Genomic DNA, 23,634 nt, shown 5'->3' with positions numbered 1-23,634 from the left:
TTTGCCCGGGCTTTTTGGCCCCGGGGGCTTGCGGGCAATTACTTAAGTGCTTAGCTTTTTATCCCTGAGGTACCGGCTCCGGCCGGACCGGGAACCGATCACGACCGCAGGAGGCCAACCGATGCTTGCCGACGAGGTGTTGGTCGCAGGACAGTGGCGCCAGGGCCGGGGCGCCCCCATCGAAACCATCGACCCGGCCACCGGCCAGGTCATCGCCACCGTGCACGCCGCATCCCTGGAGGACGTCGAGGAGGCCGCCGCCGCGGCCACCCGGGCCGCCCAGGACCCCGCCTGGCGCGAACGGCCCGCCCACCTCCGCGCCCGGCTGCTGCACCGCGTCGCCGACCTCGTCGAGCAGAGCGCCGACCGGCTCTCCGCCCTCCAGACCGCCGACACCGGCAAGTGCCGCACCGAGACCCGCGCCCTCGTGCTCAGCGCCGCCGCCACCTTCCGCTACACCGCCGCCGCCCTGGAGACCGCCGAGGACGCCCTCACCCCGGCCCGCGGCCCCTACCTCACGATGAGCGTCCACGAACCCATCGGCGTCGTCGGCGCGATCACCCCCTGGAACTCGCCGATCGCCAGCGACGCCCAGAAGCTCGCCCCCGCCCTCGCCGCCGGAAACGCCGTGCTCCTCAAGCCCGCCGAGTGGACCCCCCTCGTCGCCCTCGCGCTCGGCCGCCTCGTCCACCAGGCGCTCACCGAGGCCGGCCTGCCGACCGCCCTGCTCTCCGTCCTGCCGGGCCGCGGCAGCGTCATCGGCGACGCGATCGTCCGGCACCCCGCCGTCGGCAAGGTCACCTTCACCGGGGGTACGGAGACCGGGCGCACCCTCGCCCACGCGGCCGCCGACAAGCTGATCCCGGTCTCCCTCGAACTCGGCGGCAAATCACCGACGATCGTGCTGGAGGACGCCGACCTCGAACAGGCCCTCGCCGGCGTCATGTACGGGATCTTCTCCTCCAGCGGGCAGAGCTGCATCGCCGGCTCCCGCCTCTTCGTCCACCGCTCCCGCTACGAGGAGTTCCTCGGCGAACTCGTCGCCCGCACCGAGAAGCTGCGCGTCGGCCCCGGCACCGACCCGGACACCCAGGTCGCCCCGCTGGTCCACCACCGCCACCGCGACAGCGTCGCCGCCTACGTCGACCTGGCCCGTGCGGAGGGCGCCACCGTCCGGTGCGGGGGAGCGGCCCCCGACGGCGAGCGCTACCGGAACGGCGCCTACTACCTGCCCACCGTCCTGGACGGCCTGCCGAACACCGCCCGGGCCTGCCAGGAGGAGATCTTCGGACCGGTCCTGGTCGCCCTGCCCTTCGAGGACGAGGACGACCTCGTCGCCCAGGCCAACGACAGCGTCTACGGACTCGCCTGCGGCATCTGGACCCGCGACCACGCCCGCGCCTGGCGGCTCGCCCGCCGCATCGACGCCGGCACCGTCTGGATCAACACCTACAAGCAGTTCAGCATCTCCACCCCGTTCGGCGGGCTGAAGGACAGCGGCATCGGCACCGAGAAGGGCCGCGACCTCATCCGCGGCTACCAACGGCAGAAGTCCCTCTACTGGGCCACCGACACCACCCCGCTGCCCTGGGCCGCCGCCCACTGACACCGCACGCGCCCCACCCACCCGAGCGGGAGGACACCATGCCCCACGACCACCCCCACGACCGGCCGATAGCCCGGCTCCGCGCCCTGCGCTCCGTCGAACTCCACACGCCCGCCCTCACCGAGTCCGCCGACTTCTACGCCGAGGTCTGGGGCCTGGAAACCGTCGAACGCGACACCGACGCCACCTGGCTGCGCGGCACCGGCGAGGAACACCACGTCCTGCACCTCACCCGCGCCGAGCGCAACGGCCTCGGCCGCATCAGCTTCGCCGTCGCCACCCCCGCCGAGATCGACGAGGCCGCCCGCCGCCTCCTCGCCAGGGGCATCGTCCCCGCCGCCGGACCCGGCCCCCTCGACCAGGTCGGCGGCGGCTACGGACTCCGCTTCACCGACCCCGAGGGCCGGCTCATCGAACTCAGCGCCCAGACCCACGCCGTCACCCCGCGCGGCCGGGACGGCGCGGTCCCCGTCGGCGTCACCCACACCGTCCTCAACACCACGGACATCGACGCCGCCGTCGCCTTCTACACCTCCGTGCTCGGACTGCGCGTCTCCGACTGGTCCGAGCACCAGATGGCCTTCCTGCGCTGCAACGCCGACCACCACTGCATCGCCTTCAACCAGGCCGAGTGGGCCTCCCTCAACCACGTCGCCTACGAGATGCCGTCCGTCGACCACTTCATGCGCGGCCTCGGCCGGCTCCGACACCACGGCATCACCCCCCAGTGGGGGCCCGGCCGGCACGGCCCCGGCAACAACACCTTCTCCTACTTCACCGACCCGGCCGGACTCGTCTGCGAATACACCTCCGAGGTCGCCCAGATCGTGGAGGACGCCTGGATCGCCAGGGTCTGGCGCCGCACCCCCGACCTCTCCGACCTCTGGGGCACCGCCGGACCCCCCGCACCCGCGATCCGCCGCCACATGGCCGGCACCCCCGACCCCGGCCCCCTCGCCACCGCCCCGGAAGAGGTGACCGCGTGACCACCCTCCTCACCCCCCGCCCCGACACCCCCGCCCGCCCCGGCCCCGCCGTGCGCCGCGTCGCCCTCGTCGGCTGGGGCGCCATCGGACGCGTCGTCGGCACCGCCCTCGCCGAGGGCCGCGTCCCCGGCGCCGAACTCACCTGCGTCATCGACAACCGGCCCCTCGTGGACGCCCCCGCACCCCAGCTGTCCTTCGAGGACGCCCTCGCCGTCTGCGACCTCGTGGTCGAAGCCGCCGGCCAGGCCGTCGTACGGGAATGGGCCGAGCGCGTCCTCAGCAGCGGCGCCGACCTGCTCATCGCCTCCACCGGAGCCCTGGTCGACCCCGAGCTCACCGCACGCCTGCGCGCCGCCGGACCCGGCCGCGTCTACTTCACCGGCGGCGCCGTCGGCGGCCTCGACCTCCTCCAGGCCGTGCGCGGACTCGGCCCCCTCACCTCCGTCACCCTCACCACCACCAAGCTGCCCGCCACCCTCCACCAGCCCTGGATGGACGACGAGCTGACGGCCCGGCTGCGCACCACCACCGAACCCGTCGAGGTCATGCGCGGCACCGCCCGGGACGTCCCGGTGAAGTTCCCCAAGTCGACCAACGTCGCCGCCTCGGTCGCCCTCGCCACCGGCGACCCGGACCTCGTCGAGGTCGTCGTCGTCGCCGACCCGGACGCCACCCTCACCCGGCACGTCATCGAGGCGGCGGGCCCGCACGGCAGCTACCGCTTCGAGGTCGCCCACCGCCCCGACGCCGCCAACCCCGCCACCAGCCAGGTCGTCCCGCACGCCGTGCTCCGCAGCCTCGGCGCCGTCGTCGGACGGGCGGGACAGATCCTGTGACCGCCGCGATCCACACCCGCGAGGCCGGTGACCCCGACGCCCCGCTCCTGCTCTGCCTGCACGGCATCGGCTCCTCCTCCGCCGCCTTCGCCCCCCAGCTCGACGGCCTCGCCGACCAGGTACGGGTCGTCGCCTGGGACGCCCCCGGCTACGCGGACTCCGCCGACCCCGGCCACGCCCCCGGCCTCGACGGCTACGCGGACACCGCCGCCGCCCTCATCCGCGAGCGCGGCGGACCCGCCCACGTCCTCGGCGTCTCCTGGGGCGGCGTCATCGCCCTGCGCCTCGCCGCCCGCCACCCGGACCTCGTCGCCTCCCTGATCGTCGCCGACTCCAGCCGGGGCTCCGGCACCGACCCGGACAAGGCGAAGAGCATGCGCGCCCGGGCCGCACAACTCGCCGCCGAAGGGCCCGAGGCGTTCGCCGCCGCCCGCGGACCCCGCCTCGTCTCGGACGGCGCACCCCCCGGCCTCGTCGCCCGCGTCGTCGCCACCATGGCCGCGTCCGTCCGCAGCCCCGGATACGGCTACGCCGCCGAAGCCATGGCCGGCACCGACCTCACCGACGACCTGCCCGCGATCACCGCACCGGCCCTCGTGCTCTGCGGCGAACAGGACACGGTCACCGGCACCGCCGAGTCCCAGGCCATCGCCGGGGGCCTGGAGAAATCCGTCTACGTCACCCTCTCCGGCGCCGGACACCTCGCCAACCAGGAACGCCCCGAGGCGTTCAACGCCTGGGTCCGCGCCCACCTCCACGTCGTCGCCCGCGTTCCCGCGTAACGACGACCCCCCACCCGCCCGACCCACCGAGGAGCAACCCGTGCCCATCGACAAGACCCCGTACGAGAACAACGGCGACCTCGCCGAGTTCACCGACTCCCTCATCGCCACCAAGGACTCCCGCGAACCCGACTGGGACACCCTCTCCTTCCAGGAGAAGGCCGGCGCCCAGTACCGCCGCGCCCAGATCCGGTACGTCGGCTCCGGCGCCACCGGCAACCACGAGAGCGACAACCGCATCCTGCCCTCGGGCGGCTTCACCCTCTCCAACATGCTGCTCCCCCCCGGCGCGGAGGGCCCCGAGCACACCCACCACGACGTGGAGGAGGCGTTCTTCGTCCTGGAGGGACAGGTCAGGGTCGGCATCCACCGCGGCGCCGACGAGACCGAGTACCGCACCCTCGGCTACCGGGACATGATCGTCGTCCCCGCCGGAGTCGCCCGCTCCCTCAAGAACGAGGGCGACACCGACGCCCTGTTCTGCGTCATCATCGGCACGCGCAAGCCGCAGGTCCCGACCTACCCCGAGCACTCGCCGATGCACGGCGTCACCCGCGGCTGATGGCCGCCGACGACACCCCCCGCACGGTCGTCGTCACCGGCGCCGGCCGCGGCCTCGGACTGGCCGCGGCCCGCCGGATCGGCGGCGACGGACACCGCGTCGTCATCGCCGAACTCGACGAGACCACCGGCCGGCAGGCGGCCGGGAAACTGCGCGCCGACGGCATCACCGCGGACTACCACCCGCTCGACGTCGCCGACCCGCACTCCGTCGCAGCCCTCGCCGACACCCTCGCCGGCGACGGCAGCCGGCTGTACGGGCTGGTCAACAACGCCGGACTGGCCAACGCGGTCGGCGGCAGGCCGTTCCACGAGATCGACGTCGAGGCGTGGGACCGCATCATGACGGTCAACGCGCGCGGACCCTGGCTCGTCGCCCGCGCCCTCCTCCCGCTCATGCGGGCCCACGGCGCCGGACGCATCGTCAACCTCGCCTCGGACGCCGCGCTCTACGGCTCACCCCGGCTCGCCCACTACATCGCCTCCAAGGGCGCCGTGATCTCCCTGACCCGTGCGATGGCCCGGGAGACCGGCGACCTCGGCATCACCGTCAACGCGGTGGCGCCCGGCCTCACGGAAGGGGAGTCCGCCGTGGACATCCCCGCCGAACGCCACGAGCTGTACCGGCTGAACCGGGCGATCTCCCGCCCCCAGCAACCGTCCGACCTGGTCGGCCTCATCGCCTTCCTCATCGGCGAGGAATCCGGCTACATCACGGGCCAGACGTTCGCCGTGAACGGCGGCTTCACGATGCAGTAGCCCTGCGCGCGGCAGCGCCCACAGCATGCCCGGCCGGCACTTCCAAGCCCGTCCGGCGATCGAGGACACCACCCGCACCGGGGTCCCGGAGCCCCCGCGGAGCGCCCCGCACCCCACCCGAAAGGAGCCCGCACCCATGGACCTCCACCTCGAAGGCACCCGCATCCTCGTCACCGGCGGCAGCTCCGGCGTCGGCCTCGCCACGGTCCGCGCGCTCCTCGCGGAGGGCGCCCGCGTCGCCACCTGCGGCCGCCGGCCCGACGCCCTCGCCGCCGCCCTCGACGGCCTCGCCGGACCCGACACCCTCTACCACGCCCCCTGCGACGTCACCGACGAAGCCGCCGTACGCGCCTTCACCGACGCCGCCGCCGACCACCTCGGCGGCCTCGACGGCCTCGTCAACAACGCCGGCGCCTCCCGGATGAAACCCTTCGCCGAGACCACCACCGCCGACTGGCGCGAGGAGCTGGAACTCAAGTTCTTCGGCGTCCTCAACCCGCTGAACGCCGCCCTGCCCCACCTCCGCGCCTCCGGCGCCGCCTCCGTCGTCAACATCAACGCCGTCCTCGCCAAACAGCCCGAGACCCGGCTGATGACCACCAGCGCCGCCCGCGCCGGCATCCTCAACCTCTCCACCTCGCTGTCCAAGGAACTGGCCCCCGACGGCATCCGCGTCAACTCCGTCTGCCTCGGCCTCATCGACACCGGGCAGTGGGAACGCCGCTACGCAGCCTCCGGCTCCCCGCTGGACTACCCCGCCTGGCAGGCCGGACTCGCCGCGGACCGCGGCATCGCCCTCGGCCGCCTCGGCAACGCCGACGAAGTCGCGTACGCCGTCACCGCCCTCCTCTCGCCCCGGGCGTCCTACATCACCGGCACCACCGTCGACGTCTGCGGCGGCGTCAACCGCGCCGTCGCGTAACCCATCCCCACCCCCCCCGACAGGAGCACCCGACATGACCCGACCCAACGGCGGCGACCTGCTCGTCGAGACGCTACGAGGACTGGGCGTCGACACGGTGTTCGGCATCGTCAGCGTGCACAACCTGCCGCTCGTCGAAGCCGTCGACCGAGACCTGCGCTTCGTCCCCGTCCGCCACGAGGCCGCCGCGGTCAACGCCGCCGACGGCTACGCCCGCGCCACCGGCAACCTCGGCTGCGCCCTCACCAGCACCGGTACGGGAGCGGGCAACGCGGCCGGCTCCCTCATCGAGTCCCTCAGCTCCGGCACCCCCGTCCTCCACATCACCGGGCAGATCGACAGCGCGTACCTCGGCTCCGGGCGCGGCTTCATCCACGAGACCAAGGACCAGCTCGGCATGCTCCGCGCGGTCTCCGCGCACGCCGTCACCGTCACCGACGCCGAGAGCGCCGGCGGCCTCCTGCGCGACGCGGCCGCCCGCGCCCAGACCGCCCCGCACGGCCCGGTCAGCGTCGAGTGGCCCATCGACCTCCAGTTCGCCCCCCAGCGGCTCACCGGCACCCCCGTCCCCGCACCCGCCACCCCGGCCCTGCCCGACGCGGCGCTCCTGGACGAGGCGGCCGCCCTGCTGTCCGCCGCCCACCGCCCCCTCCTCTGGGCCGGCGGCGGCGCCAACACCGCCCGCCCCGAGGTCGCGGCCCTCCTCGACGCCCTGGACGCCGGGCTCGTCACCTCCAACTCCGGCCGGGGCGCCGTCCCCGAGTCCGACGAGCGCGTCCTCGGCAACTACGCCACCGCCCCGGCCGGCCGCGCCCTGCTCGCCGAAGCCGACGTACTGCTCACCATCGGCACCCACTTCCGCTCCAACGAGACCGCCGACTACGGCCTCCAACTCCCCGCCGCACACATCCAGATCGACCTGGACCCCGCCGCCCCCGGCCGCGTGTACCCGGCGGCCGTCGCCCTCACCGGCGACGCCTCCGCCGTCCTCGCCGCCCTCCTCGGCCGTGTCACCAGCGGGCGTACGGAGCCGGGCTGGCCCGGGCGCGTACGCGAGGCACGCACCGCCGCCCGTGCCGCGCAGCGCCACGCCATCGGACCGCAGGCCGCCATCAACGACGCGATACGCGACGCCTGCCCGCCCGGGTCCGTCATCGCCCGGGACGTCACCATCCCGTCCTCCACCTGGGGAAACCGGCTCCTGGAGATCACCGACCCGGCCACCAACGTCTTCCCCCGCGGCGGCGGCATCGGCCAAGGGCTCGCCATGGGCATCGGCGCCGCACTCGGCCGCCCCGGCACCCCCACCGTCGTCATCGCCGGCGACGGCGGCCTCGCCGTCCACCTCGGCGAACTCCTCACCCTCGCCCAGGAGAAGCCCGACCTCACCCTCCTCGTCTTCAACGACGGCGGCTACGGCGTCCTCCGCAACATGCAGGACAGCCACTTCCCCCGCCGCTCCGGCGTCGACCTCGCCACCCCCGACTTCGCCCTGCTCGCCGCCGCCACCGGCCTCCCGTACGCACGGATCGCCACCGAGGCCGACGCCGGACCCGTCATCAAGGAAGCCGTCGCGACTCCGGGCCCCACCCTCGTCGAGATCGACCTCACCGCACTCGGCCCGATGAACACCCCGTTCACCCCGCCCGTCAAACTCCCCGCCACCGCCACCGACACCCCCGCAGAGGGAGGCAACCCGTCATGACACCCGCCGAGGAGCCCCGGCTCGACCTGCTCGTCCACCGCATGACGTGGGAGGCCGACGGAGTCCTGAGCATCGAACTCACCCACCCCGACGGCAAGCCCCTCCCGGCCTGGCGGCCCGGCGCCCACATCGACGTCCACACCGGCGGCCACGTCCGCCAGTACTCGCTGTGCTCCGACCCCGCCGACGCCACCCGGTGGCGCATCGGCGTCCTGCGCGAACCCGCCTCCCGCGGCGGATCCGCCCACATCCACAGCGAGCTCCGCCCCGGCCGGACCGTCCACGTCCAGGGCCCCCGCAACCACTTCGCGCTCGACCCCGACGCCCCCGGCTACCTCTTCGTCGCCGGCGGAATCGGGATCACCCCCCTGCTGGCCATGGCCCGCGAGGCCGCCCGCACCCGCACCCCCTGGCGGCTCGTCCACGGCGGCCGCACCCGCGCCTCCATGGCCTTCACCGCCGAACTCACCGCCCTCGCCGGGCAGCCCGGCGGGAGCGTCGAGTTCATCCCCCAGGACGAACAGGGCCACCCCGACCTCGACACCCTGCTGGACGGCCTCGAACCCGGCACCCAGGTCTACTGCTGCGGCCCCGAACCCCTGCTCGCCGCTGTCGAGGAACGCCGCCCCGACGCCCGTACCGAACGCTTCGCCGCACCCGCCGCCGCACCCCGCGACGGCGAGGACACCGGCTTCGACCTCGTCTGCTCCCGCACCGGCCGCACCGTCGAGGTCGCCCCCGGCACCTCCGCGCTCGACGCCCTGGAGAACGCCGGCATCCCCGTCGCCTCCTCCTGCCGCGACGGCATCTGCGGCACCTGCGAGACCAAGGTCCTCGAAGGCACCCCCGACCACCGCGACTTCCTCCTCAGCGAAGGCGAACGCGCGGCCGGCGCCTCGATGATGCTCTGCGTCTCCCGCTCCCGCACCCCCCGCCTCGTACTCGACCTCTGAACCGCCCGAAGGGAGCCGACATGACCGGCCCGCAGTACCTCGAACCGAACCAGGCCCGCACCGCCGCGCCCACCCCGTACGAGAAGAAGCTCGCCGCCGTGATCGAGGAGGTCTTCGGCAGCGGCGCACACGACCTGCCCGGACTCGTCGCCGGACTCAACGCCCGCGACCTGCCCGCACCCGACGGCAGCCCCTGGACCGAGGACACCTTCCGCACCGAGATGCGACGACTGGGAGCGTGAGACAGCCATGACCACCGCCACCACCCCCGCACAGCACGGCACCCCCACCCGCCCCTCCGAGGTCGCCCGCCCCGGCGACCGCACCGCCGACCGCCTCTTCGCCACCGGCATCCGCAACCAGTGGTACGCCGTCTGCCCCTCGGACTTCGTGCCCGCGGGCGGCATGAAACGACTCACCCTCCTCGGCGAGGAATGGCTCCTCTTCCGCCGCGCCGACGGCACCCTCCACATGCTGGAGGACCGCTGCCCCCACCGCGGCGCCCGCCTCTCCCTCGGCAAACACCTCGGCGACCGCATCGCCTGCTGGTACCACGGCGTCCAGGTCGACGGCACCGGCACCGTCGCCGCCGTCCCCGGGCTCCCCGGCTGCAACCTGGAGGGCAAACAGCTCGTCGCCGCCCCCCACCTCATCGAGACCGGCGGCGCGATCCTCGCCTACTTCGGCGACCACGCCCACGCCGAACCCGTCCCCCTCACCCTGCCCGAACCCCTCACCGACCCCGGCACCTCGGCGTTCCTCTGCTACGCCGAGTGGAACGTCAACTGGCGCTACGCCGTGGAGAACCTGCTCGACCCCATGCACGGCTCGTTCCTCCACCGCGACTCGCACAGCATGGCCGAGGGCCAGACCACCGCCCGCTTCCGCATCCGCGAGACCGAACGCGGCTTCTTCTTCGAGAAGACCGACCAGAGCGGAGTCAACTTCGACTGGGTCGAGCTCTGCCGCACCGGCGTCGACTGGGTCGACCTCACCATCCCCTACCCGCCCACCGCAGGACCCGGCGGACCCTTCGGCATCGTCGGCATGGCCACCCCCATCGACGAGGACCGCTGCGCCGTCTTCTTCTGGCGTTACCGCAAGGTCACCGGCTGGCAGCGCGACACCTGGCGCTTCCTCTACAAGACGCTCCTGGAGGACCGCCACTGGGAGGTCCTCGAACAGGACCGCGTCATGCTGGAGGACCTGCGCGCCGACGCCGACCAGGCGGAGAACCTCTACCAGCACGACCTGGGCGTGGTCCGCGTCCGCCGCATGTACCGCACGGAGGCGGAGACCCAGGCGGCGACGGCCTGAACCGTGTCCTCAATCGCCGGCCACAACAAGCCCGTCCGGCGATTGAGGACACCTGCGCGCCGTGTGGCGATGCCCGAATCAAGCCCGTCCGGCGATCGAGGACACCCCCCGCCGGGATCGAGGCGCAGCCGCGGAGCGCCTACTCGCCGCCCTCCGCCGAGAGCACCGACCGCTCCAGCTTCCCCAGCAACCGCGCAAGCTCCACGCACTCCGCCTCCGACAGCCCCGCCAGCATCCGCCGCTCGTTCTCCAGATGCTCCGAGAACAGCGCGTCGATCAGCGAAAGACCCTCGTCCGTCAGCCGCGAGTGCACCACCCTCCGGTCCTGCGGATCACGCTCCCGCCGGATCAGCCCGTCCTTCTCCAGCCGGTCTATCCGCAGCGTCACCCCCGCCGAGCTGATCAGCCCGGAATCCGCCAGCTCACCCGCCGTACGCCGGAACGGCGCCCCCGCCCTGCGCAACGCCGTCAGCACGTCGAAGCCGGCCATCGACAGGCCCTTGCGCTCCACCGGGCGCGAAATCGCCGTGCTGTACCGCAGGAACGCCCGGTGCAGCCGGCCGAAGACCTCCAGCGGAGCCGTGTCCAGCTCCGGCCGCTCACGCCGCCAGTCCGCCACGATCGACGCCACCGCGTCCGCCTGCTCCGCCATCCCGGCCACACCTCCGCGCAGGTACACAATGGGGTAAGAATCTTAGCGCTCAAAGGACCGCCGGGCGGCCCCCCGCCCCACCGGAACCCGCCTGCGCGCCGCCCGGCGCATACGGCAGCATGTCCCCATGTCCGTACTGACGCGCGATGAAGCGCAGGCCCGAGCCCAGATCCTCGACGTACAGCGATACACGATCGAACTCGATCTCACCGCAGGGGAGGAGACCTTCGACTCCCGTACCGTGATCGAGTTCACCGCCCGCACGGCCGGTGACACCTTCATCGAGCTCAAGCCCGCCACCCTGCGCTCGATCAGCCTCGACGGGCAGCCGCTGGACCCCGCGCACCTCACCGAGAACCGGTACCCCCTCACCGGCCTCACCGAAGGCCCGCACACGATCCACGTCGACGCCGCCATGCGCTACTCCCGCACCGGCGAAGGCATGCACCGCTTCACCGACCCCAGCGACAACCAGACATACGTCTACACCCAGCTCTTCATGGAGGACGTCCAGCGCGTCTTCGCCGCCTTCGACCAGCCCGACCTCAAAGCGGTCTTCGCCCTCACCGTCACCGCCCCCGAAGGCTGGACCGTCCTCGGCAACGGCATCGCCGAGCACACCGGCGACGGCCGCTGGACCATCGCCCCCACCCCACCGCTCTCCACCTACCTCGTCGCCGTCGCCGCCGGACCCTGGCACTCCGTGACCACCGAGCACGCCGGACTGCCCTTCGGCATCCACTGCCGCCGCTCCCTCGCCCCCCACCTCGACGCCGACGCCGACGAGATCCTCGACATCACCCGGGCCTGCTTCGACCGGTTCCAGGAGAAGTTCACCGAGCCGTACCCCTTCGACTCGTACGACCAGGCGTTCGTCCCCGAGTTCAACGCCGGCGCCATGGAGAACCCCGGACTCGTCACCTTCCGCGACGAATTCATCTACCGCTCCGCCGTCACCGACACCGAACGCCAGACCCGCGGCATGGTCATCGCCCACGAAATGGCCCACATGTGGTTCGGCGACCTCGTCACCCTCGCCTGGTGGGACGACATCTGGCTCAACGAGTCCTTCGCCGAGTACATGGGCTACCAGACCCTCGCCGAAGCCACCAGGTTCACGGACACCTGGGTCGACTTCGGCGTCGCCCGCAAGGGCTGGGGATACGACGCCGACCAGCGCCCCTCCACCCACCCCGTCGCCCCCGACCCCGCCGACGTCCCCGACACCGCGTCCGCGCTCCTCAACTTCGACGGCATCTCCTACGCCAAGGGCGCCTCCGCCCTCCGCCAGCTCGTCGCCTGGCTCGGCGAGAAGGACTTCCTCGCCGGCATCAACACCCACTTCGCCCGCCACAAGTTCGGCAACGCCACCCTCGCCGACTTCATCGACAACCTCGCCTCCGCCACCGACCGGGACGTCCACGCCTGGGCCGGCCAATGGCTCCGCACCACCGGCGTCGACACCCTCGCCGCGCACACCACCGAGACCGACACCACCTGGTCCCTCACCGTCGACCACCAGGGCACCCGCCCCCACCGCATCAGCGTCGGCGCCTACGACCACAGCCTCGACACCCAGCACGGCCCCACCCCCCTCGTCCTGCGCGAACGCTTCGACGCCGGCATCCCCGAGGAAGCCCCCGTCACCCGCCCGGGCCGCCGCCCCGCCCTCGTCGTCCTCAACGACGAAGACCTCACCTACGCCAAGATCCGCCTCGACCCCCACTCCTGGAACACCGTCCTCGACAGCCTCTCCGGCATCCCCGACCCCCTCACCCGCGCCGTCATCTGGAACGCCGCCCGCGACATGGTCCGCGACGGCGAACTCGCCCCCAGCACCTACCTCGAAGCCGCCCGCGCCCACCTCCCCTACGAGACCGACCTCGCACTCCTCCAAGGCGTCCTCGCCTTCGCCGACACCCAGGTCGCCGGCCGCTACACCACCCCCGAGGACCGGCCCGCCGCCCTCGCCACCCTCACCGCCCTCTGCCGCGACCTCATCCGCCGCACCGAGGACGGCACCCACCCCGGCCTGCGCCTCACCGCCGTACGCCACCTCATCGACGCCGCCACCCAGCCCGACACCATCCAGGGCTGGCTCGCCGACGACACCGTCCCCGGCGGACCCGAACTCGACCCCGAACTGCGCTGGCGCATCCTCACCCGCCTCGCCGTCCTCGGCGCCACCGACGAGACCGCCATCGACGCCGCCCTGGAGGACGACCCCAGCGCCACCGGCCAGGAAGGCGCCGCCCGCTGCCGCGCCGCCCTCCCCACCCCCGAGGCCAAAGCCGCCGCCTGGAACGCGATGTTCCACGACGACAGCCTCTCCAACTACCTCTTCACCGCCACCGCCCAAGGCTTCTGGCAACCCGAACAGACCGACCTCGTACGCGCCTACGTGCCCCGCTTCTACCCCGAAGCCGCCCAACTCGCCGCCCGCCGGGGCCCCGCCATCGCCGAAGCCGCCGGACGAAACGCCTTCCCGGTCCACGCCGTCGACGCCGAAAGCCTCCGCACCGGCGAAGAAGCCCTCGACGACCCGGCCCTCACCCCGGCCCTCCGCCGCAAACTCATCGACCAGATCGACGACCTGCGCCGCGCCCTGAACGTACGCGACGCCAACTGACCCACCCGCACCACCCGTGCCCGGCCCGCCCCGAACCACCGGGGCGCGCCGGGCACGCCCATACCACCCCGGCCCCCCACCACCCGCCCCCACCCGGGCCCCGCCACCCTTTCGAGTTCAGATCACCCGGCAACCCGGCCGCGCCACCCGAAACCCGGACAAGCTGGCACGCACACCCATGGCCGTGTCCGGAGAGTCCCGCCCGGCCCGCGACGCCCGGCAGGCACTCCCGCCGCACCGGCCGACATCCCCAGTACGTCCAGTACGAGGGATTGCGGCCGGCACGCCGAGAGCACCCACCATGCGCCGCAGGCCACGCCCCCCGGGCGTACGACGGGACCTTCCGGACACGACCGTGCCCGCACCCCGTCCACGCGCGCCCGAAGGACCAACCGCCCCATGCCCGTACCGCCCCTCGCCGGGACCACCACCGGACCCGACGCCCTCCGCCCCCTCCTCGACACCGTCCTCACCGCCCTCGCCGAAGGCGCCCGACGCCGCGACGGCCCCCTCCCCGCAGGCGGACCCGACACCGTCACCCCCCGCACCCGCACCGCCCTCACCCCCCTCATCCCGGACCAGGGCACCGGCGCCCACCACGCCCTCGCCACCCTCGTCCAAGCCCTCGCCGAAGGCGCCGCCGACCCCGCCGACCCCCTCTGCGCCGCCCACCTCCACACCCCGCCCCTCGCCCTCGCCGCAGCCGCCGACCTCGCCGCCTCCGCCCTCAACCCCTCCATGGACTCCTGGGACCAGGCACCCGCCGCCTCCACCCTCGAAGCCGACACCACCGCCGCACTCGCCGCCGAGATCTACCCCCACCACCCCGCACCCGACGCCCTCATCACCACCGGCGGCACCGAAGCCAACCAACTCGGCCTCCTCCTCGCCCGCGAACGCCACGGCCCCGTCCAGACCATCACCGGCGCCAACGCCCACCACAGCATCACCCGCGCCGCCTGGCTCCTCGGCCTCCCCGCACCCCTCACCGTGCCCGCCCCGGACGGCGTCATCGACGTCCCCGCACTCCACGAGACCCTCGCCCGCCACCGAGGACAGGGCCCCCTCCTCGTCACCGCCACCGCCGGCACCACCGACACCGGCCGGATCGACCCCCTCACCGACATCGCCGACCTCTGCACCCGCCACGGCGCCGAACTCCACATCGACGCCGCCTACGGCGGCCCCCTCCTCTTCAGCCCCGCCCACCGCCCCCTCCTCGACGGACTCGACCGCGCCGACAGCGTCGCCCTCGACCTCCACAAACTCGGCTGGCAACCCGCATCCGCCGGCATCCTCGCCGTCCCCGACCGCCACCACCTCCACCCGCTCCACCACCAGGCCCCCTACCTCAACGCCGACGACGACACCGAAGCCGGCCTCCCCGACCTCCTCGGCCGCTCCCTGCGCACCACCCGCCGCCCCGACGCACTCAAGATCGCCGTCACCCTCCGGGCCCTCGGCCGCACCGGACTCGCCGACCTCGTCGACCGCACCTGCGCCGCCGCCCACACCCTCGCCGACCTCGTCACCCGCACCCCCGGCCTCGACCTCCACGACCGCCCCACCATCAGCACCGTCCTCTTCCGCCCCACCGACGCCGACGACCACACCGTCGCCACCATCCGCCGCACCCTCCTCACCCGAGGCCACGCCGTACTCGGCCGCACCCACACCCACGGCCGCCTCTGGCTCAAGGCCACCCTCCTCAACCCCCACACCACCCCCGACGACCTCCACCGCCTCCTCGCCCTCGTCACCCACCTCACCGCCGAACTCAAGGAAGGCAGCACCCTCCGATGACCGCCGCCCCACCCACCCCCGACCCCCACCGCACCCACGACCTCATCGGCATCGGCATCGGCCCCTTCAACCTCTCCCTCGCCGCCCTCGCCCACGGCCTCCCCACCCCCCTCACCACCGCCTTCTACGAACAGCGCCCCGCCTTCCACTGGCACCCCGGACTCCTCATCGACGGCGCCACCCTCCAAGTCCCCTTCCTCGCCGACCTCGTCACCCTCGCCGACCCCACCAGCCCCTGGAGCTTCCTCAACTACCAACGCGCCCAGGACCGCCTCTACCCCTTCTACTTCGCCGAGCGCTTCCACATCCACCGCGCCGAATACGACGCCTACTGCCGCTGGGTCAGCACACAGCTCCCCGGCCTCCACTTCGGCCACCAGGTCGACGCCATCCGCTGGGACCCCCAGACCGCCCGCTTCGACGTCGACCACACCCAGCTCGACACCCACGGCGAAGCCGCGTCACTCGGCCGCACCCACACCCGCCACATCGCCCTCGGCATCGGCACCGAACCCCACATCCCCGAACCCCTCAAACCCCTCACCGACACCGGCACCGCCCCCGTCATCCACTCCGCCGACTACCTCCACCACCGCGAACGCCTCCTCCAGGCCCGCCACATCACCGTCATCGGCTCAGGACAGTCCGGCGCCGAAATCTTCCTCGACCTCCTCCGCGCCCGCCCCACCGGAAACGAAGGACTCCACTGGCTCGCCCGCACCCCCGCCTTCGCCCCCATGGAGTACTCGAAACTCGGCCTCGAACACTTCACCCCCGACTACACCCGCTACTTCCACGCCCTCCCCGAAACCGTCCGCGACACCCTCGTCCCCCAGCAATGGCAACTCCACAAAGGCATCGACCACGACACCATCGCCGCCATCCACGACGAGCTCTACCGACGCACCCTCCACGGCGGGTGGCCCGACGCCACCCTCACCCCCGGCGTCACCGTCCGCACCGCCGGACGCGTCGCCAACACCCGCGTCGAACTCCACCTCGAACACACCCAGCAATCCACCCGCACCCGCCTCACCACCGACGCCGTCGTCCTCGCCACCGGCTACCGCGAACGCCCCCTCGACACCCTCCTCCACCACCTCGCCCCCCACCTCCGCCGCGACACCGCCGGCCGCCCCCGCATCGACGCCCACCACCGCCTCGACCTCGGCCCCGCCGTCACCGGCCACATCTACGTACAGAACGCCGAACGCCACACCCACGGCGTCGGCGCCCCCGACCTCGGCCTCGCCGCCTGGCGCAGCGCCACCATCCTCAACAACCTCACCGGCACCACCCCCTACCCCCTACCGAAGCGCACCGCGTTCACCACCTTCGGCCTCACCCAACCCGCCATCCCCACCCAGCAACCCACCCTCGTCCCCCTCACCCACGACCACTGACCCACCCGGCCCCCGGGACAAGCCGCCCACCAATCCCCGACATTGTTGAGGTCACGTCACTACCGGATGCGGCTTTCGCACAACGCTGGGCCAACAACCCCCCACTTGCCATCGTGGTGCCCCGTCAGCCACCTCAGGCGGCACACCAGGAACGACAGCACCCCGCACCAGCGGGCGCGCCGGACCGTGTGCCGCACCTGGGACACACATCGGGGGTCACCATGTCCATCACGCGCCGCACCCGGATCGCGCTCGCCGGCCTCGTCGCCGCGGGAATCGCCGCCGCCGTCGCCGTACCGTCGCTCACCGACGACACCACCGACCAGGCAAACGTCGCCGCCGCCAGAGACACCGACTACGGTCCCGAACCCGAGGCCGACAGCGACCTCGTCACCCAGGCCGACCAGATAGCCTCCATGGCCTCCGGCACGATCTCCCCCGACACCATGATCAACCGGGCCCGCACCTGGCTCACCGCCAACGGCGGCCACCAGGTCCCGTACAGCATGCAGCGCGTCTGGAAGGACGGCTACCGCCAGGACTGCTCCGGGTTCGTCTCCATGGCACTCGCACTCGGCAAGCCCGGCCTCAACACCGTCGGCCTCGCCGGCTCCGCCAGCGGCGTCACCAAGCACCTCAGCAGCACCAGCCAGCTCAAAAAGGGCGACCTCCTCATCGACGCCAGCACCAGCGACGGCGACTTCCGCCACGTCGTCATCTTCGAGAAGTGGGCCAACGCCTCACACAGCTCCTACTGGGCCTACGAACAGCGCGGCTCCCACGGCACCACCCACCGCACCCTGAGCTACGGCATCGGCAAGGACAACTACGACCCCTACCGCCCCCTCAAGCTCAGCGGAAACGGCAGCGGCGGTGGCGGCGGCAGCCAGACCCCCGTCCCCAGCGCCACCTGGCCCGTCCTCAAGAGCGGCTCCAGGGGCACCGACGTCCGCTCCGCCCAGCAACTCCTCATCGCACGCGGCTACGGCATCTCCGCCGACAGCAGCTTCGGCCCCAGGACCCGCGCCGCCGTGATCCGCTTCCAGAAAGCCCGCGGCCTCGCCGCCGACGGCGTCATCGGCCCCAACACCTGGTCCAAGCTCATCGTCACCGTCAAGTACGGCACCAAGGGCCAGGCCGTCAAGGCAGCCCAGAACCAGCTCAAGGTCTACGGCTACTCCCTCGCCGTCGACGGCAGCTTCGGCGCCAAGACCAAGGCCGCGACCCTCGCCTTCCAGAAGAACCACCACCTCGCCGCCGACGGCGTCATCGGCCCCAACACCTGGCGCACCCTCCTCGGCACCCGCTGACACACGCCACAGCGGCCCCTCTCCCACCGCACCCGCGGAAGGGAAAGGGGCCGCCGTCACACCCACAGGCACCACTAGAAAACCGGCACACCGTCCCGCGTCAGCCGCCAGTCCACCGAAGCGAACTCCGCACCGTCCACCGAACCCTTCGCCTGCACCCAGGCGATGATCGTGTTCCGGATCTCCTCCGAATTCGCCCACAGCTGCTTCGCGGCCGGCACATGCGGGAAATTGCCGCCCCCGCTCGCCCGGTAGTTGTTCACCGCCAGCACGAACTGCGCCTTCGGATCCAGCGGCTTCCCCTCGAACGACAGATTCACGATCCGCGAACCCACCGGCTTCGCGATATCGATGTCGTACGTCAGCCCCGACACCGCGTCGTAGTTGTAGTCCGGAGTGCTGTCCGCATTCGTCAGCTTCTCCGGATCCACCGGAGCACCCACCGCCGTCCGCACGTAGTACTTCGCCGAGAACTCCAGGTAGTCCAGGATCTGCGCACCCGTCACCAGACGCGCCTCCAAGGTGTTCTCGAACGGATACAGACCCGCCGCGTCCTTGATCGTCACATCACCGGTCGGAATCCGCGCCGTACGCGAGAAGCACGACGCCTGCGACAGCACCGGAAGCTCCGCGTACTCACCACCCGCCAGCGCCGCCTTCACCGTCTCCGCCTGGACGACGTTGATCAGATCGATGATCGGCTCGTCCTTCCACGCCGCCTCCGCCGTCGTCATCTCCGACGCCGCCGAACCGATCACCTGGTTGACGTACGCCACGACCTTCTCGTGCTCATCCGCCAGCAGCTTCGTGATCTTCCGGTCCTCCGCCACCGTGTTCGAGTTCAGCACTCGCGAACCGGCCTTCTCGACCACCCAACGGCCCTTCTCCCACACCACCTCGAAGTCGAACAGCGTCAGCCGCTGCCCCCACTTCAACGGCTCCGAGAGCACGACCTTCTTCCCGGTCTCCTTGTTCTCCACGAAGTACTCGGGAATCTCCAGGTGCGCGTGGCCCACCAGAATCGCGTCGATCCCCGGCACCTGCTCCGCCACCAGACCCGCCGCGTTCTCCACGTACGGAATCTGGTCCCCGTACGACGACGTCCCGCTGTTCCCCGAGTGCGCCGCCACGATCACCACGTCCGCACCCATCGAACGCAGCCGCGGCACGTACTTCGCCGCCTGCTCCTCAAGACCCGGGAACACCATCTTCCCGCCCACATTCGCCTTGTCCCAGATCGCGATCCCCGGGTTCGTCAGACCCAGGATCCCCACCTTCACGTCCCGCCCGTGCGGCGTCCGCAGCTTCCTGATCACATACGGCGCGAACGCCGGCCGCAACGTCTTCGCGTCCAGCGCGTTCGCCCCGAGCAGCGGGAAATCACACTGCTCCTCGAACTTCCGCAACACCGGGATCCCGTAGTTGAACTCGTGGTTCCCCAGCGCCGCCGCGTCGTACCCGATCGCGTTCATCGCCTGCGCCATCGGATGCACCGGACCACGCTTCGCCGTGATCGGGTCGATCTTCGCGTAGTAGTACGAGAGCTGCGTGCCCTGGATCGTGTCACCCGCGTCGATCATCAGCGTGTTGTGACGGCCCTTCTCCTGCCGCACCTGCTCCACCAACGTCGAGATCTTCGCCAGACCGACGTCGTTGTGGGCCTTGTCGTCGAACTCGGCGTCTGTGAAGTAGTCCCAGTTGAAGACGTTCCCGTGCAGGTCCGTCGTCCCCATCACGGTGAACGAGTACCGCTTCTGCGGACGCCCGTGACCATGACCCTGCCCACGCCCGTGCGCGTGGGCGGGCGACGCGACGCCGCCCACCACCACCGCACCCGCGCCGGCCGCGGCCGATGTCCCCAGGAACGTCCTTCGGTTCAGCGGCATCTCGTCTCCCACATATCGGTTCACTTGGTGCGAAGTTCTGTCGTACGCCGTCCGACCCACCAGAGGTGACGCGTGTAGACCCGCCCCCAGGGCACACCCACACGCCGGACAACGCGCGTAGATAATCACCCACACACCACCCCCGGCAACACCCCCGGCAGGTTTCCGTTCCATGACCACACACCGACAGGACGACGTCCGGCCGCGAACCCCCCGACTGTCACACCCGGATGCCACAGTGGACCCATGACCGAGCCCGCGCAGCCCTACGGCACCCCGGACCAGCCCCGCCTCGCCGTCCGCGGCGAAGCACGCCTGGAAGTCGACCCCGAGATCGCCCGCCTCTCCATCACCGTCACCGCCCGCGGCAAGGACCGCCGCGCCGCCCTCGAAGACCTCACCCGCCGCAACGCCACCGTCCTCGAACTCGCCCGCACCTACGGCGAAGCCATCGAGAAGATCGAGACCGGCGCCCTCTCCATCCACCCCGAACTCGTCCAACGAGGCCGCGACGAGAAGATCCGCGCCTACCACGGCCGCGTCCACATCACCGCCGTCCTCGGCGACTTCACCGCACTCGGCGAATTCGTCACCCGCGTGGGCGACCTCGACATGACCCACGTCAACGGCCCCTGGTGGGCCCTGCGCCCCACCTCACCCGCCCACGGCGAGGCCCGCCGCCAAGCCGTCCGCGAAGCCGTCCAGCGCGCCCGCGAATACGCCGGAGCACTCGGCGCGGAACTCGCCGCCCTGGTCGAACTCGCCGACATAGGCGCCGAGAACGCCGCCCCCGTCGCGTACGCCCGCCGCGCCGGCTACGGCGGCGCGGCGCCCGCCCCCGTCGGAGGGGGCGCCCCGCCGCCGCCCCCCGTCGACCTCGAACCGCAGCAGCAGACCGTGTACGCGCAGGTGAACGCCCGCTTCACCATGACCCCGCCGAAACTCTGAATTCCCACCCGCGGAGAGACCGGCGCGTGCTCATCCGAGCACGCCGCCGCACAATTCAACACTTGTCAATAACCCTTCACCCAAAGGTGGTTGAGCAGTCATTCACAGCCAATTACCTACCCATAGGTAAGGTCTAGGCTCGAACCATGCGCCGAGCCAAAATCGTTTGCACCCTGGGACCCGCGACCGACTCGTACGACCAGATCAAGGCCCTCGTCGAGGCGGGAATGGACATCGCCCGCCTCAACCTCAGCCACGGCAGCTACGCCGAACACGAAGAGCGCTACCACCGCGTGCGCAAGGCGTCCGACGAGGCGCACCGCAGCGTCGGCGTCCTCGCCGACCTTCAAGGCCCGAAGATCCGCCTCGGACGCTTCCGCGAAGGCCCCGTACTCCTTGAACGCGGCGACGACTTCACCATCACCGTCGAACCGATGGACGGCGACCGCAACGGCTGCGGCACCACGTACGACGGCCTCGCCGCCGACGTCACCCCCGGTGAGCGCATCCTGATCGACGACGGCCGCGTCACCCTGGAGGTCACCGAGGTCGACGGCCCCCGCGTCCGGACCACCGTGATCGAGGGCGGCATGGTCTCCGACCACAAGGGCCTCAACCTCCCCGGCGTCGCCGTCTCCGTCCCCGCGCTGTCCGAGAAGGACATCGAGGACCTGCGCTGGGCCATCCGCACGGGCGCCGACATCATCGCCCTCTCCTTCGTCCGCAGCGGCCGCGACATCGAGGACGTCCACCGCGTCATGGACGAGGAGGGCCGCCGCCTCCCCGTCATCGCCAAGGTCGAGAAGCCGCAGGCCGTCGACAACATCGAGGACATCGTCGCCGCCTTCGACGGCATCATGGTCGCCCGCGGCGACCTCGGCGTCGAAATGCCGCTGGAGCAGGTCCCGATCGTCCAGAAGCGCGCGATCAAGCTCGCCAAGCGCAACGCCAAGCCGGTCATCGTCGCGACGCAGATGCTCGACTCGATGATCGACAACTCCCGGCCCACCCGCGCCGAGGCGTCCGACGTCGCGAACGCGATCATCGACGGCACGGACGCGGTGATGCTCTCCGGCGAGACGAGCGTCGGCTCGTACGCGATCGAGACGGTCCGCACGATGTCCCGCATCGTGGAGGCGGCCGAGGAGGACATCCTCGCGAAGGGGCTCCCGCCGCTGACCGAGCGCAACAAGCCCCGCACCCAGGGCGGCGCGGTGGCCCGCGCGGCGGCGGAGATGGGCGACTTCCTCGGCGCGAAGTTCCTGGTCGCCTTCACGCAGAGCGGTGACACGGTGAAGCGGCTGTCGCGCTACCGCTCGCCGATCCCCCTCCTGGCCTTCACTCCGGACCCGGCCACACGTTCCCAGCTGAACCTGACCTGGGGTGTCGAAACGTTCCTGGGCCCGCACGTGGACTCGACGGACGCGATGGTGGCCCAGGTGGACGAGGAGCTGCTGAAGATCGGCCGCTGCCAGAAGGGCGACGTCGTGGTCATCACGGCCGGCTCCCCGCCGGGTGTCGCGGGCTCCACGAACCTGGTCCGGGTGCACCACATCGGCGAGGACGACAGCCCGAAGTAGGGCGGCTCAGAATTTCGGCCCGACGTGAGCGTCCATGAGAGCGACGGACGCCCGTCGGGCGACGGAGATGTTGTACTCCTTGCCCGCGCGTGTGCAGTGCGTCCACTCGACGCCGAGCTTGTCGAGGGTGTCGGTGTAGAGCTGCCGGATGTCGTCGGAGACGTTGGTGAACCAGTACCGGGGGTACTCGTACCGCTTGCGCTCGCCTGCGACGACCCGGGTGGTCCAGTTGGTGATGCGGCATCCATCGGAATGGATCAGGCCGCGCACGAACGCCCACGGGTGTGAGTCGACGATGTGCTGCTGCCAGCTCTCCAACACGATCGCGCGCTCGTGCTTTCGCCCTGGGCCGTGCTGAGGGAACAAGCACGGAAGGTGCTTGGAGTAGACCTTGATGTTGTGGCAACCGATCTTTCGGACGCGGCACGTCGAATTTTCGGGGAAAACGTTCCGCATGGCAGCTTCGGCCTCGTTCTGGATGCCGGGCCAGGAATCGTCAAGCGTGATCATGAGATTGGGCACGCGGTGCTGTGAATAGTGGCTGATGTGCCCGTCGCCCAGGTAGAGGGCCAAGAGGTATGTGTACGCGGCCTCGTCAAGATCGACACCGTCGCACCGGTGGCACGTCGGATCGTGCGAGCCCGGACACTCCCCGCGCTTGGCCCGGTCCTTGTGCTTCCAGTAGCTGATCGTGCCGGTGGGCACGTTCAGCTTCCGCGCGACATCTGCGTTGCGTGCGCCGCCGCGCAGAAGGGTGAGGGCGTTCTGCCGTAATTCCGTGCCGTGGAAGTTCATGGGAATACGATGAGCAATCCGGGCCTGGCGCGCACAGCAAAAAGCGGATGTTCACGAGAACGTGAACATCCGCTTTCCGGAAATGTGCCGGGTATGGGATTCGAACCCACACGTCCTTTCGGACAGAGGTGTTTGAGACCTCCGCGTCAACCAGTTGCGCCAACCCGGCTTGGTAACCCGGGCAGCAGTGTACCTGGTAAC

General features: G+C 71.5%; 20 protein-coding genes and 1 tRNA gene. 17 read left to right on the top strand and 4 right to left on the bottom strand.

Annotation, left to right across the window (positions count from 1 at the left end; genetic code table 11):
- The first annotated feature begins 121 nt into the window (after positions 1 to 121).
- The 11 genes from ACN6LM_RS08960 to ACN6LM_RS08910 all read left to right on the top strand — a co-directional run bounded on the left by ACN6LM_RS08960 (position 122) and on the right by ACN6LM_RS08910 (position 10,427).
- The gene (locus ACN6LM_RS08960) at positions 122 to 1,606 is read left to right on the top strand and encodes an aldehyde dehydrogenase (RefSeq protein WP_445064757.1); all 1,485 of its coding nucleotides are present in this window, start codon (positions 122 to 124) and stop codon (positions 1,604 to 1,606) included.
- 38 nt (positions 1,607 to 1,644) lie between these two features.
- On the top strand, positions 1,645 to 2,592 hold the full coding sequence (locus ACN6LM_RS08955) for a VOC family protein (protein WP_445064756.1): 948 nt from the start codon (positions 1,645 to 1,647) through the stop codon (positions 2,590 to 2,592).
- Complete coding sequence (locus tag ACN6LM_RS08950; protein ID WP_445064755.1) at positions 2,589 to 3,428, top strand: aspartate dehydrogenase domain-containing protein; 840 nt, start codon at positions 2,589 to 2,591, stop codon at positions 3,426 to 3,428. Before ACN6LM_RS08955 ends, ACN6LM_RS08950 begins: the two co-directional genes overlap by 4 nt.
- The gene (locus ACN6LM_RS08945; RefSeq protein ID WP_445064754.1) at positions 3,425 to 4,210 is read left to right on the top strand and encodes an alpha/beta fold hydrolase; all 786 of its coding nucleotides are present in this window, start codon (positions 3,425 to 3,427) and stop codon (positions 4,208 to 4,210) included. The genes ACN6LM_RS08950 and ACN6LM_RS08945 overlap by 4 nt, the downstream gene beginning before the upstream one ends.
- Before the next feature lie 40 nt (positions 4,211 to 4,250).
- On the top strand, positions 4,251 to 4,772 hold the full coding sequence (locus tag ACN6LM_RS08940) for a cupin domain-containing protein (RefSeq protein WP_445064753.1): 522 nt from the start codon (positions 4,251 to 4,253) through the stop codon (positions 4,770 to 4,772).
- Positions 4,772 to 5,530 carry an SDR family oxidoreductase gene (locus ACN6LM_RS08935; protein WP_445064752.1) on the top strand — a complete coding sequence of 253 codons (759 nt, stop codon included), beginning with the start codon at positions 4,772 to 4,774 and terminating at the stop codon, positions 5,528 to 5,530. Before ACN6LM_RS08940 ends, ACN6LM_RS08935 begins: the two co-directional genes overlap by 1 nt.
- A gap of 136 nt (positions 5,531 to 5,666) precedes the next feature.
- Positions 5,667 to 6,452 (top strand): SDR family oxidoreductase, encoded by a 786-nt coding sequence (locus tag ACN6LM_RS08930; protein ID WP_445064751.1) that lies wholly within the window; start codon positions 5,667 to 5,669, stop codon positions 6,450 to 6,452.
- Between the two features lie 34 nt (positions 6,453 to 6,486).
- Positions 6,487 to 8,157 (top strand): thiamine pyrophosphate-binding protein, encoded by a 1,671-nt coding sequence (locus ACN6LM_RS08925; protein ID WP_445064750.1) that lies wholly within the window; start codon positions 6,487 to 6,489, stop codon positions 8,155 to 8,157.
- Positions 8,154 to 9,110, top strand: a complete 957-nt coding sequence (locus tag ACN6LM_RS08920) for a PDR/VanB family oxidoreductase (protein WP_445064749.1) — start codon at positions 8,154 to 8,156, stop codon at positions 9,108 to 9,110. The genes ACN6LM_RS08925 and ACN6LM_RS08920 overlap by 4 nt, the downstream gene beginning before the upstream one ends.
- A gap of 20 nt (positions 9,111 to 9,130) precedes the next feature.
- Positions 9,131 to 9,352, top strand: a complete 222-nt coding sequence (locus ACN6LM_RS08915; protein WP_445064748.1) for a recombinase-like helix-turn-helix domain-containing protein — start codon at positions 9,131 to 9,133, stop codon at positions 9,350 to 9,352.
- Positions 9,353 to 9,359: 7 nt separating this feature from the next.
- A complete protein-coding gene (locus ACN6LM_RS08910) occupies positions 9,360 to 10,427 on the top strand; it encodes a Rieske 2Fe-2S domain-containing protein (RefSeq protein WP_445064747.1) in 1,068 nt (355 codons plus the stop codon).
- A gap of 139 nt (positions 10,428 to 10,566) precedes the next feature.
- On the opposite strand, the gene ACN6LM_RS08905 is transcribed toward ACN6LM_RS08910, so the two are convergent.
- Positions 10,567 to 11,079 (bottom strand): MarR family winged helix-turn-helix transcriptional regulator, encoded by a 513-nt coding sequence (locus ACN6LM_RS08905; protein ID WP_073968269.1) that lies wholly within the window; start codon positions 11,077 to 11,079, stop codon positions 10,567 to 10,569.
- Positions 11,080 to 11,206: 127 nt separating this feature from the next.
- Between ACN6LM_RS08905 and pepN the strand changes: the two genes are divergently transcribed.
- The 4 genes from pepN to ACN6LM_RS08885 all read left to right on the top strand — a co-directional run bounded on the left by pepN (position 11,207) and on the right by ACN6LM_RS08885 (position 18,224).
- Complete coding sequence (pepN, locus tag ACN6LM_RS08900; protein WP_445064746.1) at positions 11,207 to 13,708, top strand: aminopeptidase N; 2,502 nt, start codon at positions 11,207 to 11,209, stop codon at positions 13,706 to 13,708.
- Positions 13,709 to 14,107: 399 nt separating this feature from the next.
- Complete coding sequence (locus ACN6LM_RS08895; protein WP_445064745.1) at positions 14,108 to 15,511, top strand: pyridoxal phosphate-dependent decarboxylase family protein; 1,404 nt, start codon at positions 14,108 to 14,110, stop codon at positions 15,509 to 15,511.
- A complete protein-coding gene (locus tag ACN6LM_RS08890) occupies positions 15,508 to 16,914 on the top strand; it encodes a lysine N(6)-hydroxylase/L-ornithine N(5)-oxygenase family protein (RefSeq protein WP_445064744.1) in 1,407 nt (468 codons plus the stop codon). Before ACN6LM_RS08895 ends, ACN6LM_RS08890 begins: the two co-directional genes overlap by 4 nt.
- A gap of 221 nt (positions 16,915 to 17,135) precedes the next feature.
- Complete coding sequence (locus ACN6LM_RS08885; protein WP_445064743.1) at positions 17,136 to 18,224, top strand: peptidoglycan-binding protein; 1,089 nt, start codon at positions 17,136 to 17,138, stop codon at positions 18,222 to 18,224.
- A gap of 74 nt (positions 18,225 to 18,298) precedes the next feature.
- Here the strand turns inward: ACN6LM_RS08885 and ACN6LM_RS08880 are convergent, their stop codons facing one another.
- Entirely contained in the window at positions 18,299 to 20,110 is a 1,812-nt protein-coding gene (locus ACN6LM_RS08880; protein ID WP_445064742.1) for a bifunctional metallophosphatase/5'-nucleotidase, read from the bottom strand.
- 246 nt (positions 20,111 to 20,356) lie between these two features.
- Here ACN6LM_RS08880 and ACN6LM_RS08875 point away from each other — a divergent pair, with 246 nt between their 5' ends.
- Both ACN6LM_RS08875 and pyk read left to right on the top strand, forming a co-directional pair.
- Positions 20,357 to 21,058, top strand: a complete 702-nt coding sequence (locus ACN6LM_RS08875) for an SIMPL domain-containing protein (RefSeq protein ID WP_445064741.1) — start codon at positions 20,357 to 20,359, stop codon at positions 21,056 to 21,058.
- Positions 21,059 to 21,204: 146 nt separating this feature from the next.
- On the top strand, positions 21,205 to 22,638 hold the full coding sequence (gene pyk, locus ACN6LM_RS08870; RefSeq protein ID WP_445064740.1) for a pyruvate kinase: 1,434 nt from the start codon (positions 21,205 to 21,207) through the stop codon (positions 22,636 to 22,638).
- Between the two features lie 6 nt (positions 22,639 to 22,644).
- Here the strand turns inward: pyk and ACN6LM_RS08865 are convergent, their stop codons facing one another.
- Entirely contained in the window at positions 22,645 to 23,433 is a 789-nt protein-coding gene (locus tag ACN6LM_RS08865; protein WP_445064739.1) for a helix-turn-helix domain-containing protein, read from the bottom strand.
- Positions 23,434 to 23,518: 85 nt separating this feature from the next.
- Positions 23,519 to 23,602 (bottom strand) — tRNA-Leu (locus ACN6LM_RS08860).
- Between the last annotated feature and the right edge of the window lie 32 nt (positions 23,603 to 23,634).

The sequence above is a fragment of the Streptomyces sp. SAS_281 genome, assembly GCF_052542855.1.
Note: the sequence above shows the minus strand (reverse complement) of the source record. Positions and strands in the feature narration are given on the sequence as shown.